This window comes from Bordetella bronchialis, from assembly GCF_001676705.1.
In the GTDB taxonomy this organism is placed as follows: domain Bacteria; phylum Pseudomonadota; class Gammaproteobacteria; order Burkholderiales; family Burkholderiaceae_B; genus Bordetella_C; species Bordetella_C bronchialis.
Genome location: NZ_CP016170.1, coordinates 4,294,407 through 4,309,485, shown reverse-complemented (window position 1 = coordinate 4,309,485; position 15,079 = coordinate 4,294,407). Strand labels below are relative to the sequence as shown.

Sequence of the window (15,079 nt, the reverse complement as noted above, 5' to 3'; positions counted from 1 at the left end):
CAATATATAATTGGCACCACCGTAATGCTTTAAAGGTATTACATGGAACTGCGCCAGCTTCGCTACTTCCTGGCGGTTGCCGAGGAGCTCAGCTTCACCCGCGCCGCCGCGCAGTTGCATGTGTCCCAGCCGCCGGTCAGCCGGCAGATCATGCTGCTGGAAGCCGAAATCGGCACGCCGCTGTTCGAACGGTCCAAGCAGTACGTGCGGCTTACCAGCGCGGGCCAGCACTTCTATGACCAGGCACGCGCGCTGGTGGCCGCGGCGCAGGCCGCGGTGGTTTCCACGCGGCGCGTGGCGGCGGGACAAGTGGGCAAGATATCCCTGGGCCTGGGCGGTACGGCCGCCCATCTCTTTCCCGACGCACTGGCGCTATTCCGGCGCCGCCATCCAGAGGTCGAACTGGTCCTCAATCCCCTGAACCTGGCGTACCACCAGGCGGCGCTGATCGAAGGCCGCATCGACGTGGGCCTGGTCGTGCTGCCCGTGGACGACGAGCAGATCGAAACCCGCAAGTTGACGCGCATGCGCCTGCTGGCCGCGCTGCCGGCCGACCATGCATTGGCCAGGCGTCGCGGCTTGTCGCTGCGCGATCTTGCCGAGCAGGATTTCGTCATGGTGCCTTGGGCCAAGGGGCGAGGATTCGGACGGCTGGCCTTGCAGGTGTGCCGGCGCGCCGGCTTCGTGCCGAACGTCGTCCAGGAAGCCGAACCGATGGAATCGGTGCTGGGCATGGTCGCCGCCGGAGCCGGGGTAGCGCTGGTGCCGGAAACCATGGAGCACCTGCACGGCCGCAAAGTGGCTTATCGCCGATTGCGCGAAGACTACGCCGCGGCCGATATCGCCATCGCGTGGCGGCGCGGCGACGGGTCCCCCATCTTGAAGGCGTTCCTGGCGTGTTGCCCGGACGGCAATGGGGCCCACAGGGGCGGTGGCGGGGCCGTCCCGGCGGCGCCCGCGCGCGCCTTCAAGGCATCATCCGCGCGGCCGTCCACGCGTCGGCCGCGCGTGTGAGTCTCAAGCGTTGGCCAGTCCGCCAAAGAAGCGCGTCGCGTTGGATTCCAGGCCCTCGATGTAATAACCCCCTTCCTGCACGACCAGCGTAGGCAGCTTCAGCGCACCCACTTCCCGGCCGAGGCGTTCGAAGCCGCCCTCGGTGACCGCCACCTTGGCCTGCGGGTCCTTCTCGAAGATGTCGAAGCCCAGCGACAGCACCAGCGCGTCGGGCTGGAACAGCTCGATCGCGCGCCGCGCCTGTGCCAGGCGGTCGAAGAACACCGATTCCGGCGAGCCGTGCGGCATGGGCAGGTTGATGTTGTAGCCGTAGCCCTGGCCTTCGCCGCGTTCGTCCTCGAAACCCGCGACGGCGGGATAGAAGTTCTCGGGGTCGCCGTGGATGGAGACGTAGAGCACGTCGCTGCGCGTGTAGAAGATCTCCTGGATGCCCTGGCCATGATGCATGTCGGTATCCAGGATCGCTACCTTGGGGTACTTCGCCGTCAGGTGCTGGGCGGCGATGGCGGCGTTGTTCAGATAGCAGAAGCCGCCCGCGGCGTCGCGCCGCGCATGGTGGCCGGGCGGCCGGCAGATGGCGTAGGCGTGGCGCTCGCCCGCGATCAGGGACTGTGCGCCGGCGATGGCGCATTGGGCGGACCAATAGGCCGAATGCCAGGTGTGTTCGCCCACGGGGCAGCTGCCATCGGCCAGATAGCGCGCGGCCTGCGCCAGCACGCCGCGCAGCGGATTGCGCTCGCGCACGAAGATAGTGGACATGACTTCATCGCCCCAGTCCTCCGGCATCCGCTTCCATTGCTGGTGCACGGATTGCAGGAACCGCAGGTAGTCCAGGGCATGGATGGCGGCGATGGCGCCCGCGCCGTGGTCGGCGGGCGCCAGAACGTCGAAGCCGAGCTTGCGCGAGGCGGCGACAAGGCCGTCCAGGCGGGAAGGGATCTCCTGCGGGTCCCGCATTTTGCCGCGCGAGAAGTAAGTGCGTGGGTGATGGAGTTTCTGGTCTTCGTGGAAATAGGCTTTCATGTCTGCGTGTCCTTCCGCGGTTTTATGGCGCTGCCGTCATGCGGTAATGTCCTCGTTCGGGTCCTTCTTCGGGATACTCCGGGACGTCACGGAAGCCGCCGGCGCCGATGCGGGGCCCGGGGGATGATCGTCCCTTCCATGCTTCTCCTGGTAAAGCGCGCGTACGTGCAGCCGCGCGTCTTCCAGGTGCAGGCGCATCGCCGCGCACGCCGCGGCGACGTCGCGCCGGCGCAGGCAATCGACGATGGGCTGGTGGGTTTCCGCCACGCGCTGCGGGTCCTGGTAGGCCAATTCGATCAGCGCCATGATCATGCGCAGTTCCGTGCGCATATTCATGAACAGGCGCAGCAGATAGCCATTGCCGGAAAGCTCGCAGATCAAGGTGTGGAATTCCAGGTCGCGCATGACCCGCTGCGTCTGCGGTGCCGTGGCGGCCTCGGCCACCATGCGCGCCAGCGCGGCCTGCAGGCGCTGCATGCCGGCATCGTCGGCGTTCCTGCAAGCCAGCTCCACCGCCTGCAGTTCCATGTGCAGCCGCACCTGGTATAGATCGTCGATCTCGCCGGCCGTGATGGTCCGCACCGTGAATCCGTGCCGCGGCCGGGCGACGACCAGGCCCTGGCGTTCCAGCCGGCGGGCGGCTTCGCGCACGGGCGCGCGGCTGATGCCCATGCGGCGGGCCAGTTCGGCCTCGATGATGCGGCTGCCCGGGGGAAGGCGGCCTTCCGCGATGGCGTGTATCAATTGCGCCTCGACCTCGGCCACCAGGTCGGTACTGGCGATGGAGGCGAAGCCGCTCTCGTCGTCCTGCGTCGCGCGTGTGTCCACGCCCTGCATCGTTGTTGCGTTCATCATCGGGCCGTGGAGTTGTTGCCGCTGGCGCTGCCGACGCCCGCGGGCCGGGCGCGGCGCAAGGCCAGCCACGCGCCGCTGCCCATGATCAGCGCGATGCCGGCCATCGCCAGCATATCGGGCGGCCGGTCGAACCAGAAGGCGCTGATCAGGACGGCCAGCATCAGCTGGATATAGTTCAGGGGCGCCAGGATGGAGGCCTGCGCGCGGCGAAAGGCGGCAAGCAACAGAAGCTGGGCCAGGCCGCTGCACGCGCCGCCCGCCAGCAGCAGCAGGAGCTGCGGCCAATCGGGCCAGGGAGAGGGCAGGGCCAGGAAGGCCGGCGTGCCGGTAATGACCAGGCAGACCAGGGCCATATAGGCGTACTGCACCGGCGCGGCCACCAGGCCCGAGAGCCGGCGCGTCAAGAGCTGGAAGAAGGCATAGCAGACGGCGGCAATGGCCATCAGCACGGTGCCCGCCCAGGGCAGGTCGCCGCCGGGCCGCACGATGAGCAGCATGCCGGCGAAGCCGGCGATCACGGCCGACCACTGCATGGGCCCGACGCGCTCGCCCAGCAGCCAGGGCGAGAGCGCCACCATGATCAAGGGCGAGGTGAAGTAGATGGCCGTCGCCTCGGCCAGCGGCATGATGGTTAGCGCCGTCATGAAGGCCGTTGCGACGCAGGCCAGCGCCACGCTGCGCGCCAGCAGCAATCGGCGATGCGGCGCGCGCCACAGGCGCCATTGCATGCCATGGCCGGCCTGGCGCGCCAGCCAGACCAGGGCGATCGCGCTGACCGCGACGTAGCGCGTCAGATTCATGAAGGGCGAAGAATAGGTCGCCAGCATGTGCTTGCAGAAGGCATCGTAGGTGGCGAAGGCGCACAAGGCGGCGAGGAACAGCGCGATGCCGGCGCGTACGGATGCGGGGCGCCCATCGGCCGCGCCGCCGGCCTGGAATGCCATGGCCGCGGTGGCCGCGCCGCCGCCCGAGGCCGTGCTGGATGATGCACCCCCGTGGCGGTCCATCTCAGTAGCCCTTGGCCGGATCGACGGCGACCGCGGCGGCATTGCCCAGGATAATCTGCGCCAGGTTGGCCCGGGTCTGGCGCGCGATCGCGCGCGCCGGCGTCCGGGAAGCGATGTGCGGCGTTACCAGTATGCGTGGATGCGTCCAGTAGGGATGGTCCGCCGGCAGCGGTTCTTCCGTGAAGGTGTCCAGCGTGGCGTAGCCCAGCTGGCCGCTGTCCAGGGCGCGCAGCAGGTCGGCTTCCACGACGTGCGCGCCGCGTCCGACGTTGACCAGGTGCGCGCCACGCGGCAGGCGGTCGTAGCATCCGGCATCCAGGATGCCGTGCGTTTCCGGGGTGTAGGGCAACAGGCATACCAGCGTATCGCAGCCGGCCAGGAAGGCCGCGCGCTGGGCGTCGCCATGGAACAGCGCGATGTCGGCGGGCAAGCCGGACTTGGGCCCGCGGCTCCAGCCGCTGACGCGGTAGCCGATGGCGCGCAGGGCCAGGGCGCAGCGTACGCCCAGGGCGCCCAGGCCGGCGATGCCCACGCGGTGGGCGCCGGGCGCTTCCACCGGCTGCTCCCGCCACTGCCGTTCGGCCGCGGAGGCCACATAGCCGTACATATGGCGCTGCCGGTTCGTCACGGCCCAGCATACGTAGGCCGCCATGCCGGCCGCCATATCGGGATCGACCATGCGGCACACGGGAACCGCGGGCAGGCCGGGGTCGGCCGTGATGTGGTCGATGCCGGCGGCGATGGACTGTATCAGCTTCAGCTCCGGCATCCGGGCCAGCAGGCCGCGCGGCGGCATCCAGCACACCGCCGCGTCGATCTCCTGGAGATCGCCCAGCGCGGCCTGCAGCCGGACATCCGCTTCGGGAAACAGCTCGGCGAAGGCCGGCAGCAGATAGGCCATGTCGAGCTGGGTGCTGAGCAAGGCCACGCGCGGGCGTCGTCCGCCGAACGCCGCGAAGGCGCCCACGTCCCCCGAGGCGGCTTGTACTGCGTCATTCATCGCGACGTCGGCCATCATCGATCCGCCTTCATGTGCATACCTTCAAGTCAACGCCTTCAAGCGGTGCGTCCTGGACGCTGTCGAGCCTGGGCACCGCGTCGATCAGCGTGCGCGTGTACGCGTGCCGCGGATTGCGCAGGACCTCCGCCGTGGCGCCGTACTCGACGATCCGGCCGCGCTGCATGACGGCGATGTGATCGCACATTTCCCCGGCCACGCGCAGGTCGTGCGTGATGAACACCATGGCCAGCTGGAATTGCTCCCGCACGCGCGCGAACAGCTCCAGCACTTGGGCCTGGACCGAAACGTCCAGCGCGGAAACCGGTTCGTCGGCGACCAGCAGTTCCGGCTCCATGGCCAGGGCGCGCGCGATGCCGATGCGCTGGCGCTGCCCGCCGGAGAACTCGTGCGGATAGCGGTCGGCGGCTTCCGGTCCCAGCCCGACCAGGCGCAGCAGCTCGATGGCCTTGGCCATGGCTTGCCGTTTCGGCACGCCCTGCGCGATGGGGCCGGCGGCGATGGCCGCGCCGATGCGGTGCCGCGGATTCAAGGAGGCATAGGGATCCTGGAACACCATCTGGATGCGTCCCTGGGACACCGCGCGGAAGCGCGGCCCGGAAAGCAGGCTCTGCCCCTTGAACAGGATGCGGCCGCCATCGAAGGGCTGCAGGCCGACGATGCAGCGTCCCACCGTGGACTTGCCGGACCCGGACTCGCCCACCAGCCCCAGCGTCTGGCCGCGGCGCAGCGTGAAGCTGACATCGCTGGCGGCCCGCACTTCGCGGCCGCGGCGGAACAGGCCGCCCGCCGTCACATAGGTCTTGCATAGCCCCTGCACTTGCAGGACATGCAGCGGATCCGGCGCGGCTTCGCTGGCGCGCGGCGTGCCGTGGGGGATGGCCGCGATCAGTTGCCGCGTGTAGGGTTGCCGGGGCTGGGACAGCACCTGGGCGGCCGGGCCGGCTTCGATCACGCTGCCGTTTTGCATGACCACCACGTGGTCGGCGATTTCCGCGACCACACCGAAATCGTGGGTGATGAAGAGCAGGGCGGTGCCACGGCGCCGCTGCAAGTCCCGCATCAGGGCCAGGATCTGCGCCTGCGTGGTGACGTCCAGGGCCGTGGTGGGCTCGTCGGCGATCAGCAGCCTTGGCTCCAGCGCCAGGGCGCAGGCGATCATCACGCGCTGCCGCTGCCCGCCGGACAGCCGGAAGGGGTAGGCATCCATCAGCAGTTCGGGGTCGGGCAGGCCCACGTCGGCCAGGGCGGCGATAATGCGGCGGCGCTTTTCCGCCGCGGGCAGCCTGATGTGGGCGTCGAAGACCTCCGCGATCTGGTCGCCGATCCGCATGACCGGATTCAGCGCCGACATCGGTTCCTGGAACACCATGCCCATGCGGTGGCCGCGCAGCGCGCGCATGCGGTCTTCGTCCAGGGACAGCAGATCCTGCCCTTCGAACAGGACGCGCCCGGCCACCGGCTGCACGGCCGGCCGCGGCAGCAGGCCCATGACGGCATTGGCGATCATCGATTTGCCCGAGCCCGATTCGCCGACGACGCACAGGGTCTGGCCGGGCAGGATGGCGAATGTCGCCTCGCGCACCGCCAGCTCGCGGTCCGCGCCCTTGGGCAGGCGGATGCTCAGGCCCTGCACTTCCAGGACCGGCGCGGTATCGCCGCCCGTGTCCGACGCGATGGCCGCGCTCATCGGTTTCTCCCGTCCAGCCGGGCATTCAGGCCGTCGTTCAATCCTTCGCCGACCAGATTCAAGGCCAGGACGGTCAGCAGGATGGCCAGGCCCGGGAACACCGCCATCCACCACGCCTGTTGCAGGACGCTGCGCGCGGAGCCGACCATATAGCCCCAGCTCATCTGGTTGGGATCGCCCAGCCCCAGGAAACTCAGGCTGGATTCCAGCAGGATGCTGGTCGCGACCATCAGCGAGGCCATCACGACGATCGGCGACGCGGCGTTGGGCAGGATCTGCGTCAGGATGATGCGCGGCGTGGACTGTCCGGCCAGGCGCGCGGCGGCGACGAAATCGCGCTGCCTCAGGGTCAGGAATTCGCCGCGCACCAGGCGGGCCACCGGCGGCCAGGACACCACGCCTATCGCCGCCACGATGGACCGCACGGACGGCTGGAAGATGGCGACCAGCACGATGGCCAGCGCGAAACTGGGGATGCACTGGAAGAGTTCGGTAAAGCGCATCAGCGCCGCGTCGATCCAGCGGCCGAAGTAGCCGGCCACCGCGCCGATGCCGACGCCGATCAGCAGCGACACCGCGGTGGATACCACGCCGATCAACAGCGATACGCGGGCGCCATAGATGACGCCGGACAGGATGTCGCGGCCCAGGGTGTCCGTTCCCATGAGCACACCGGGCTCGGCGCCCGGCGCCAGGAAGGGCATTTGCGTCATGTCCCAGGGGTTGCCGGGGGCGAACATCGGGCCGAAGACGGCCGCCAGCGCGGCGACGGCCAGCACCAGCAGGCCGGCCACCGCACCCTTGTTGCGGCAGAAGCGCCGCCAGAATGCACTGCTCATGGGCTTTCCCCTTTTCTGCCAGGGCGCGTCGGCCGCCCCTAGGTCAACTCGATCCGCGGATCGACCAGCGTGTAGACGAAGTCCGTAATCAGATTGAAGACCACCGCCATGGCCGCGGCCACCAGGAAACATCCCAGCAGCAGGTTGTAGTCGCGCTGCATCAGCGCATCGAACATCAGCCGGCCTATCCCCGGCCAGGCGAAGACGGTTTCCGTGAGCACGGCGCCGCCTATCATGCCGCCGGCCTGGATGCCGGCCAGCGTTACGACGGGCAGCAGGGCATTGCGCAGGATGTGGGCGCGCTGGATGCGCCCCGGCCGCACGCCCTTGGCGCGCGCCGTCTTGACGAAATCCATTTGCGCGACTTCCAGCATCGACGCCCGCGTCATGCGCGCATAAACGGCCATATAGAACAGCGCCAGCGTCAACGCCGGCAGGACCAGATGCTGGGCGATATCCCACGCCAGGGCCATGCCGTGCAGGTCCGCGCCCACGGTGAAGTAGCCGAAACCGGGCAGCACGCCAAGTTTGACGGTGAAGAGCAGCACCGCCATCATCGCCAGCCAATAGAGCGGGGTGGCGTAGAAGACCAGCGAGACGACGGTGACCGCGCTATCCACCCAGCTGCCGGCGCGGCGGCTGGCCAGCGCGCCCGCCATCACGCCCAGGATGAGCGACAGCACGAAGGCGCTGCCGGTCAGCAGCAGCGTGGCCGGCAGGCGCTGCGCGATCAGCGCCATCACGGGCTGCTGCTGCCGATACGAATAGCCCAGGTCCAGCTGGACGACGTGGCGCAGGTAGGTGAACAGCTGCGTGCCCAGGGGCTGGTCCAGGCCGAATTGCTGGCGCAACTGGGATACGAACTGCGCGTCCGAGGCCCCGGCCTCGCCCGCCATGACGGCGACCGGGTCGCCCGGGGCGGCGCGTATCAGCAGGAAGTTCACCGTCGCGATCAGCATCAGGGCCACCAGGCCCTGTGCCAGCCGGGTCAGCATGAATTGCAGGCGTCTCATCGCTCGCGGCTCAACCTACCCAGGCGCGGCTGAGACTGTCGTTCAGGCCGATGGCGGAACTGACCGGGTCATGTACCTTGGTGCGGTACAGCGTGGGGAATTCGATTTCGTGCAGCCAGGCGACCGGCACGTCCTGCAGCAGGATCTTCTGCACCTGCAGATAGGCTTCCGCGCGCTGCCTGGGGTCCACGGCGCGCGCGCCGCTGGCGAACAGTTCGTCCACCTTGGGATTGCTATAGCCCTCGACGTTGTTGAACGGCGAGCCCTTGGCGATGGTGCTGCTGGTGTAGTTGCGCGCGACGCCCAGCGCCGGATCGCCGTACTGGTACACATAGGTGAACGCGATGTCGTAATCCCATTCGTTCAGCCGCTGGTTCCAGCCCGCCACGTCCGAGGGCGTGATGTCGATCTTGACGCCCGCCTGCATCAGATTCTGCCGCACGATCTCCGCCTGGCGCTGCCATGTCTCCCCATACGGCAGGGGCAGCAGGCGCAGCGGCTCGCCCTTGTAGCCGGATTCCGCCAGCAGCTGCCTGGCCTTGTTCAGGTCGTGCGGATACTTGGCCACATCGTCGCTGTAGTACTTGATGTGGCTGTTGAAGGGACCGGTGGCGACCTTGGCATAGCCCTGGAAGGCGATCTTCACCATGGCTTCGCGATTGATCGCGTACATGACGGCCTGCCGGAACTTGACGTTGTCCATCGGGGCCTTGCGGTTGTTCAGCCACAGCCAGGATTGCGGCGCGAAGAACTCCCAGCCCTTGGTCGTCACGGCCGTGCCGGGCAGCTTGGCCAGCCGCGCCACGTCGAAGAACTCCACGGCGCCGCCCGGCACGATGTCCACCTTGCCGGATTCGAAGGCGGCCGCGCGCGAGGCGGCATCCGGAATCACATGGAAATAGACGTTGTCGACGAGCGGCAGATCCTTGATGTGGTACTTGTCGTTCGCGACCAGATGGATGTACGAACCCTTCACCCATTCCTTGAATTTGAAGGGGCCGGTGCCGATGGGCGTGTTATTGGCCGGGTTGGCAAGGAAGTCCGTGCCTTCATAGATATGCCTGGGCACCATGGGCATGGAGCCGTTCTCGAACAGGCCCAGGAAAGGCCCGAAGGGATATTTCAGCTTGAACTGGACGGTAAGCGGGTCCAGCGCCGTGATGGTGTCGACGGCCTCCAGATTGCCGCGCAGCCGTGCGTGGGTCTTGCGCAGGAAGACATTGGCGGAAAACACCACGTCGTCGGCGGTGAAGGGCTTGCCGTCGTGCCAGGCGACGTCGGGCTTGAGCTTGAAGGTATAGGTCAGGCCGTCTTCGCTCATGGTCCAGGAGGTGGCCAGTTGCGGGTGCGGCTCCAGTTTCTCGTCGTAGCGCAGCAGGCCTTCGTAGATGTTGCCGGCCACCATCTGGGCAGGGCCGTTCTGGACGATGCCCAGCATGAGTCCGGGCGGTTCCGGCTGCACGATCACGTTCAGGGTGCCGCCCTTTTTGGCCTGGGCCAGCGCGGACAAGGGAACCCCGGCGATGGAAATGCCCAGGCCTGCGGCGCCCAGCTTCATTAGCTCACGACGATTCATGACTGGCGGATCCTTCTGGATAAGCGGAAATCGGAATGGCGTGCCGGGCATTCCGGCGCGCGGGGGACGGGCGCGTCAATCCCGGTAGGACGCGCTGGTGGGCGGTTCCAGGCGCTGCAGCATCGCGCGCCATTCGCGCGCATGCGGATCCCGGCCCTGTCCGGGCAGGCGGTTGCTGTCGCCGCTTTCGTACTGGCGGGCGGTACGCTCGGCGACTTCCTCGGGCACCGGCTGGACGGGCTGGCCGCTGGCCTGGATGGCCATCTGCACCCGGCACGCGCGCTCCAGGTTCAAATGCAGGATGAAGGCCTCGGCCACGGTACACCCCAGCGTCAGCAGGCCATGATTGCGCAGGATCATGGCGCGCGAGGTGGGCCCCAGGTCCTCGATCAGACGTTGGCGTTCGCCATGATCCAGCGCGATGCCCTCGTACTCGTGGTAGACCACGCGATTGTGGAATTGCAGCGCCCACTGGTTGCAGGGCTGCAGGCCGCAGGCCAGCGAGGACACCGCGACGCCGGCGACGGTATGGGTGTGCAGGACGCAGGTGGCGTCGTGCCGCGCCATATGCACGGCGCTATGGATGGTGAAGCCGGCGGGATTCACGTCATGGCCGTTCGGCTCGACGATGCGGCCGTCCAGGTCGATCTTGACCAGCGACGATGCCGTGATGTCGCGAAACAGCATGCCGAAGGGATTGATCAGGAACTGGTCTTCCGTGCCGGGGACGCGCGCGGAGATATGGGTATAGATGCTGTCGTCCATGCCGTAATGGGCCACCAGCCGGTAGGCGGCCGCCAGGTCGACGCGCACCTGGCGCTCTTCCTCGGACATGGAACGCGGGCGTTGCTGCAGGGTTTGCACTGCCATGGACTCACCTTCCTGACGTTGGTGGCCCGGCCGCAGGCGGCGGCCGGGATATGGGCGCTGCACAACTGTCGTCTGTCGACAGCTTGCAGCGCTTCCATGGCGGCGCAAAAGAGGGATAACCCGCAGGGCTAGGGTTATTGCTGAGCCGGCGCGTGCCGCGGCTTTGCTCGGGTCAGCCGACAGGGCCGGCCCCGTGGGATGCCATCGGGGCTCCTTGCCGCGGCGTGCGGCGCTAGGCCGGCCGGGTGTTCCGGCGCATGGCCTCGTCGGGATCCGCGGGGTTGCTATTGCCGAAGCCCGAGGTCTCGCCGCTTTCCCCCGGCACGTACAGGGTCCCCTGGTGCGGCGCGGCCGGCGCGTTGCGCTGCTGCCGTCCCATCTGCTTCTTCGCCATGCGGTCGGCCATGCCGGGCAGCAGTTTGAACATGGCGGTGTTGATGACCGACAGGGCGCCCACCTTCACTTCGCGGTCCGGATCCGCGGCCGCGTTCAGGATGGCGGCGGCGACTTTTTCCACGGCGATCATGGGCGTGGGCAGCTTGGCCGCCTGGCCCATATAGTTGGCGGCGTGTTCGGGAAAGGGCGTATCCACCGCCGTGGGCTGGACGAGCGTGACCGACACCGGCGCCTTGTCGGCTTCCAGTTCGATGCGCAGCGCGTCGGTGAAGCCCTTGACCGCGTGCTTGCTGGCGGAATACATGCCCTGCAGCGGCACGGCGGCGTCGGAAACTTCGCTGCCCACGTTGATCAGCGCGCCGCCGTGCGCCTTGAGCAGCGGCAGCGCGGCCAGCGATCCATGCACCACGCCCCAGAAGTTGACCTGGAAGAGGCGCTGGGCGTCTTCCTCCGGTGTTTCGTCCAGCCGTCCGAAGATGGACAGCCCGGCGTTATTGATCCAGGTATCGACGTGGCCGTACTGTTCCATGGCGATCCGCGCGACGCGGTCCATGTCGTCCCGGACCGCCACGTCGGCTTCCACCGCGATGGCGTCGCACCCGTCCTTGACCAGCTCCGCCGCGACGTGTTCCAGGGTGCTGCGGCTGCGGGCGGCCATCACGACGCGGGCGCCCTGGTGGGCGGCGAGCATGGCCGTGGCCAGGCCGATGCCGCTGGAAGCCCCCGTGATGACGATGACCTGTTCCGCGACGGGTTTGAGTTTGATGGCCATGGCTGTTCTCCGGTTGATGGACGCGGAGAAACCTGCAATCGCCATGCCGACTGGCGGGAAAAGCATGGCGGGCCGGCATGGCGGAACGGCGGCGCCCAAGGTGGACACGGCGACGCCCGTGGTGGACACGGCGACGCCCGTGGTGGAACACAGCGGCGCCTAAGGCTTATGCACGCCGCCCTTGTGTTCCGCGCCCTGCGCGGTTTGCGCCGTCCGGGCCGGGCCGCCGTGCGCGCCCCTTTTGCGCGAGCGCTTTTCCCGTTCCGCGCGAGCCTTGTCCAGGGTTACCTGGTTCTTCCTGGCCGCGGCCTCGCAGCGCTCATGCAAGGCTTCCAGTTCCTTGTCGGTGAGCTTCTCTATGCCCATGAATTCGTTCTCGGCATTGGAGGAGCGGATGAGTTCATCCAGTTTGGTCTGCAACGCCTGGCCATCGCGGTTTTGCGTGTTCTGGATCAGGAAGACCATCAGGAACGTGATGATGGTGGTGCCGGTATTGATGATGAGCTGCCAGGTCTCGGAGTAGTGGAAGGCCGGGCCGGTGGCCGCCCATATGACCACGAGCAGGACGCAAAGGATGAAGGCATAGGGGCTGCCGCTGGCATGCGCGATGGCATTGGCGAATTTCGCGAAGAGGCGATGCATGGTGGTCTCCCGGCAAGACATGGCTGCCGTAGAGCAAAGTGTGTGCCGCTTGGGCAGGGCCGCGTCGGCGCTTTCCTTTTGGCCTTCAGCGCCGTTTCCCTTTTGCACGATGTGCCGTCAATTCGCTTTTGATCTCGCCCAGTTCCACGACGCAGGGTTCGGCCGCGAGATCGCGCTGGAATTTCTCCCAGACTTCGTCCAGGCAATTGCCGGGCTTGGGGAAACGCTCGCGCAATTGTTCGGCGCGCAGCAGCATGGCGCGCAGACGCTTGATTTCGTGGAGGAGCGCGACGACGTCCCGCCACACGACGGCGTCCTGGTATGAGCAGGGCGCCCGGCCTGGCGTCATCTCATAGCGGGCGCGGATGCGGGTGAGGTCCTCGTGGGTGAGGGGTGGCCGGAGCGGCATGGTTGAGCACGACTACTGTATGGATAAACAGTATAAAGGACGCGCGCCATGCGTGCCGCTCCGGTTTCCATCAGGGCATACCCTTGCGCTATTTTTTCAGTGGCGTGGCATTGCCCGCGCCCAGTTCGGCGCCCGTTTCAGGATTGGAGAGCGGGTCGGAGGCGGTGCGTGCCACCAGGCCTTGCAGGGCGCGGACCTCGTCCTTCGCCAACTGCACGCTGAATGTGCCGTCGCCGTCCTGCGGACCGGCTTCCTCCGCCGTGCCGACATAGTCGAAGTTCTCGTCGCTGTTCCAGGGCCCGCGCGTGTCGCCTTCGCCTTCGGACATATTGAAGTAAGTGTTGGCGAAACGCGGGTCGGGCGGCAGCTTGCCCGGGGGGAAGTTGGGCTGCATGGAGTACAGCGCCTTTTCGAAGGACCGCTGGTGCGAGACTTCGCGCGTCATCAGGAAGGTCAGCGCATCCTTCACGCCCGGGTCGTCGGTGACGTTGATCAGGCGCTCGTAGATGATCTTGGCGCGTGCTTCGGCCGCGATGTTCGAGCGCAGGTCACACGAGGGATCGCCGATGGAATCGATGTAGCCGGCGTTCCACAGCTGCCCGCCCGAATTGACCAGCGCCGGCCCGCCGCCGTACAGGACCTGCGTGACATGGGAGTCGTTGCCCGCGCCGTTGATGGCCCGATACAGGTCGGCTTCCTTGTCGACCGCTTCGGCCAGCTTGCCCTTGGCGCCCTTGTTCAACATGGCCACCAGCGTTCCGATGACCTCCAGATGGCTGAGCTCTTCGGTGGCGATGTCGATCAGCATGTCCTTGCGGCCCGGGTCTTCCTCGGCGACGTACTGCGTGAAGTAGCGCATGGCGGCGGCCAGTTCGCCTTGCGGGCCGCCGAACTGCTCCAGCAGCAGATTCGCCAGGCCAGGGTTGCTGCCAGATACCCGCACCGTGTATTGCAGTCGCTTATTGTGGGCAAACATAAGTCCTCCGTCAGGTCCAATGCCGCGGGCCCGCGCCCGCGATCGCCGCCTGCTCAAGCAATCGGCATTCCTGTGCGGATGGTCGGGGCCGGCCTGGCCGCGTGCGGTCCGTGGGCACAGGGTCGCGGCGCCTGTGCGCTGCTCATCAGATCGCCGGCGGGGCGCGGCGTTCCAGCGATGCCCCCGGGTATGTTGCTTGCGTCCAGCGGCGTGCGGACCGGGGCGCGGCCCCGTCACGTTGAACACGCAAATCGATTGCAACCATCGCACAGTACAGGAGCACATTCATGGCTGAGAAAACCATCCAGGACCTCTTTCTGCACGAGCTATCCGATATCTATAGCGCCGAAAAGCAACTGACCAAGGCCTTGCCCAGGATGGCGCGCGCGGCCACCAGTCCTGACCTGAAGGCGGCCTTCGAATCGCATCTGCAGGAGACGCAAGGCCAGGTCGAACGTATCGACCAGATCGTTGAAACGACCGAGCTGAAGCTCAAGCGCGTCAAGTGCATGGCGATGGAAGGCCTGGTCGAAGAGGCCAAGGAAATCATCGAGGAAATCGACAAGGGCCCGGTGCTGGACGCCGCCCTGATCGGCGCCGCCCAGAAGGTCGAGCACTACGAAATCGCCAGCTACGGCACCCTGGCCGCATTCGCCAAGCAACTGGGCGAGCAGGAAGCGCTGAAGCTGCTGCTTGAAACGCTGCAGGAAGAAAAGTCGACCGACGAGAAGCTGACCGGCCTGGCGCAGAAGCTGAACCAAACCGCCAAGGGCTGATACCGCGCATTCCAGGTCGTCCCGTTTGATGTGCCGTGAGAAAGGCCGCCCGGCACATCCTTTTGCCCTGCGTCGCGCGCCGCCCATTCGCGAACCCGGGCTGGCGCCGCGCAGGGGCGTTTTCGTTTTCTCTTCCGGCGCCCGCATTCCGGGGGACAGGCCGGCGCGAGGGACTCGAATAGACGAGTAAGCCTTGCGCGCCG

16 protein-coding genes are annotated in these 15,079 nt (G+C 67.2%); 3 read left to right on the top strand and 13 right to left on the bottom strand.

Annotation, left to right across the window (positions count from 1 at the left end):
- The first annotated feature begins 42 nt into the window (after window positions 1–42).
- A complete protein-coding gene (locus BAU06_RS18990) occupies window positions 43–1,014 on the top strand; it encodes a LysR family transcriptional regulator (protein WP_066353588.1) in 972 nt (323 codons plus the stop codon).
- 3 nt (window positions 1,015–1,017) lie between these two features.
- Here BAU06_RS18990 and BAU06_RS18985 read toward each other — a convergent pair whose 3' ends face one another.
- The 10 genes from BAU06_RS18985 to BAU06_RS18940 all read right to left on the bottom strand — a co-directional run bounded on the left by BAU06_RS18985 (window position 1,018) and on the right by BAU06_RS18940 (window position 12,073).
- Window positions 1,018–2,037: a histone deacetylase family protein gene (locus tag BAU06_RS18985; RefSeq protein WP_066353586.1), complete on the bottom strand. Its 1,020-nt coding sequence runs from the start codon at window positions 2,035–2,037 to the stop codon at window positions 1,018–1,020.
- Between the two features lie 36 nt (window positions 2,038–2,073).
- Window positions 2,074–2,865 (bottom strand): GntR family transcriptional regulator, encoded by a 792-nt coding sequence (locus BAU06_RS18980; RefSeq protein WP_231933910.1) that lies wholly within the window; start codon window positions 2,863–2,865, stop codon window positions 2,074–2,076.
- A 23-nt stretch (window positions 2,866–2,888) separates the two neighbouring features.
- Window positions 2,889–3,836, bottom strand: coding sequence for a DMT family transporter (locus BAU06_RS18975; protein WP_066359363.1), 948 nt, complete (start codon window positions 3,834–3,836; stop codon window positions 2,889–2,891).
- A 64-nt stretch (window positions 3,837–3,900) separates the two neighbouring features.
- Complete coding sequence (locus BAU06_RS18970; RefSeq protein WP_082993882.1) at window positions 3,901–4,899, bottom strand: 2-hydroxyacid dehydrogenase; 999 nt, start codon at window positions 4,897–4,899, stop codon at window positions 3,901–3,903.
- Window positions 4,900–4,927: 28 nt separating this feature from the next.
- Window positions 4,928–6,607, bottom strand: a complete 1,680-nt coding sequence (locus tag BAU06_RS18965; RefSeq protein WP_066353578.1) for an ABC transporter ATP-binding protein — start codon at window positions 6,605–6,607, stop codon at window positions 4,928–4,930.
- Window positions 6,604–7,446, bottom strand: coding sequence for an ABC transporter permease (locus BAU06_RS18960; protein ID WP_066353576.1), 843 nt, complete (start codon window positions 7,444–7,446; stop codon window positions 6,604–6,606). The genes BAU06_RS18965 and BAU06_RS18960 overlap by 4 nt, the downstream gene beginning before the upstream one ends.
- A 38-nt stretch (window positions 7,447–7,484) precedes the next feature.
- On the bottom strand, window positions 7,485–8,459 hold the full coding sequence (locus BAU06_RS18955) for an ABC transporter permease (protein WP_066353574.1): 975 nt from the start codon (window positions 8,457–8,459) through the stop codon (window positions 7,485–7,487).
- Window positions 8,460–8,469: 10 nt separating this feature from the next.
- The gene (locus BAU06_RS18950) at window positions 8,470–10,035 is read right to left on the bottom strand and encodes an ABC transporter substrate-binding protein (protein ID WP_066353572.1); all 1,566 of its coding nucleotides are present in this window, start codon (window positions 10,033–10,035) and stop codon (window positions 8,470–8,472) included.
- Window positions 10,036–10,110: 75 nt separating this feature from the next.
- Window positions 10,111–10,905 (bottom strand): class II aldolase/adducin family protein, encoded by a 795-nt coding sequence (locus BAU06_RS18945; RefSeq protein WP_066671036.1) that lies wholly within the window; start codon window positions 10,903–10,905, stop codon window positions 10,111–10,113.
- Window positions 10,906–11,137: 232 nt separating this feature from the next.
- Window positions 11,138–12,073, bottom strand: coding sequence for an SDR family oxidoreductase (locus tag BAU06_RS18940; protein WP_082993746.1), 936 nt, complete (start codon window positions 12,071–12,073; stop codon window positions 11,138–11,140).
- Here BAU06_RS18940 and BAU06_RS26715 point away from each other — a divergent pair.
- Window positions 12,072–12,236, top strand: coding sequence for a hypothetical protein (locus BAU06_RS26715; RefSeq protein ID WP_156770283.1), 165 nt, complete (start codon window positions 12,072–12,074; stop codon window positions 12,234–12,236). The two genes, BAU06_RS18940 and BAU06_RS26715, sit on opposite strands and share 2 nt — an antisense overlap.
- Here BAU06_RS26715 and BAU06_RS18935 read toward each other — a convergent pair.
- The 3 genes from BAU06_RS18935 to BAU06_RS18925 form a co-directional block, all read right to left on the bottom strand.
- Window positions 12,233–12,715: a low affinity iron permease family protein gene (locus tag BAU06_RS18935; RefSeq protein WP_066353564.1), complete on the bottom strand. Its 483-nt coding sequence runs from the start codon at window positions 12,713–12,715 to the stop codon at window positions 12,233–12,235. The genes BAU06_RS26715 and BAU06_RS18935 overlap by 4 nt on opposite strands.
- 85 nt (window positions 12,716–12,800) lie before the next feature.
- Window positions 12,801–13,124, bottom strand: a complete 324-nt coding sequence (locus BAU06_RS26710) for a hypothetical protein (RefSeq protein WP_156770282.1) — start codon at window positions 13,122–13,124, stop codon at window positions 12,801–12,803.
- Window positions 13,125–13,212: 88 nt separating this feature from the next.
- Complete coding sequence (locus tag BAU06_RS18925) at window positions 13,213–14,100, bottom strand: manganese catalase family protein (RefSeq protein WP_066353554.1); 888 nt, start codon at window positions 14,098–14,100, stop codon at window positions 13,213–13,215.
- A 287-nt stretch (window positions 14,101–14,387) separates the two neighbouring features.
- Here BAU06_RS18925 and BAU06_RS18920 point away from each other — a divergent pair, with 287 nt between their 5' ends.
- The gene (locus BAU06_RS18920; protein ID WP_066353551.1) at window positions 14,388–14,876 is read left to right on the top strand and encodes a YciE/YciF ferroxidase family protein; all 489 of its coding nucleotides are present in this window, start codon (window positions 14,388–14,390) and stop codon (window positions 14,874–14,876) included.
- Window positions 14,877–15,079 lie beyond the last annotated feature (203 nt).

Bases quoted from the DNA above. Each gene is read 5' to 3' on its own strand.
- BAU06_RS18990 (WP_066353588.1), top strand. From the start codon at position 43: ATGGAACTGCGCCAGCTTCGCTACTTCCTGGCGGTTGCCGAGGAGCTC.
- BAU06_RS18985 (WP_066353586.1), bottom strand. From the start codon at position 2,037: ATGAAAGCCTATTTCCACGAAGACCAGAAACTCCATCACCCACGCACT.
- BAU06_RS18975 (WP_066359363.1), bottom strand. From the start codon at position 3,836: ATGGCATTCCAGGCCGGCGGCGCGGCCGATGGGCGCCCCGCATCCGTA.
- BAU06_RS18970 (WP_082993882.1), bottom strand. From the start codon at position 4,899: ATGAATGACGCAGTACAAGCCGCCTCGGGGGACGTGGGCGCCTTCGCG.
- BAU06_RS18965 (WP_066353578.1), bottom strand. From the start codon at position 6,607: ATGAGCGCGGCCATCGCGTCGGACACGGGCGGCGATACCGCGCCGGTC.
- BAU06_RS18960 (WP_066353576.1), bottom strand. From the start codon at position 7,446: ATGAGCAGTGCATTCTGGCGGCGCTTCTGCCGCAACAAGGGTGCGGTG.
- BAU06_RS18955 (WP_066353574.1), bottom strand. From the start codon at position 8,459: ATGAGACGCCTGCAATTCATGCTGACCCGGCTGGCACAGGGCCTGGTG.
- BAU06_RS18950 (WP_066353572.1), bottom strand. From the start codon at position 10,035: ATGAATCGTCGTGAGCTAATGAAGCTGGGCGCCGCAGGCCTGGGCATT.
- BAU06_RS18945 (WP_066671036.1), bottom strand. From the start codon at position 10,905: ATGGCAGTGCAAACCCTGCAGCAACGCCCGCGTTCCATGTCCGAGGAA.
- BAU06_RS26715 (WP_156770283.1), top strand. From the start codon at position 12,072: ATGGCTGTTCTCCGGTTGATGGACGCGGAGAAACCTGCAATCGCCATG.
- BAU06_RS18940 (WP_082993746.1), bottom strand. From the start codon at position 12,073: ATGGCCATCAAACTCAAACCCGTCGCGGAACAGGTCATCGTCATCACG.
- BAU06_RS18935 (WP_066353564.1), bottom strand. From the start codon at position 12,715: ATGCATCGCCTCTTCGCGAAATTCGCCAATGCCATCGCGCATGCCAGC.
- BAU06_RS26710 (WP_156770282.1), bottom strand. From the start codon at position 13,124: ATGCCGCTCCGGCCACCCCTCACCCACGAGGACCTCACCCGCATCCGC.
- BAU06_RS18925 (WP_066353554.1), bottom strand. From the start codon at position 14,100: ATGTTTGCCCACAATAAGCGACTGCAATACACGGTGCGGGTATCTGGC.
- BAU06_RS18920 (WP_066353551.1), top strand. From the start codon at position 14,388: ATGGCTGAGAAAACCATCCAGGACCTCTTTCTGCACGAGCTATCCGAT.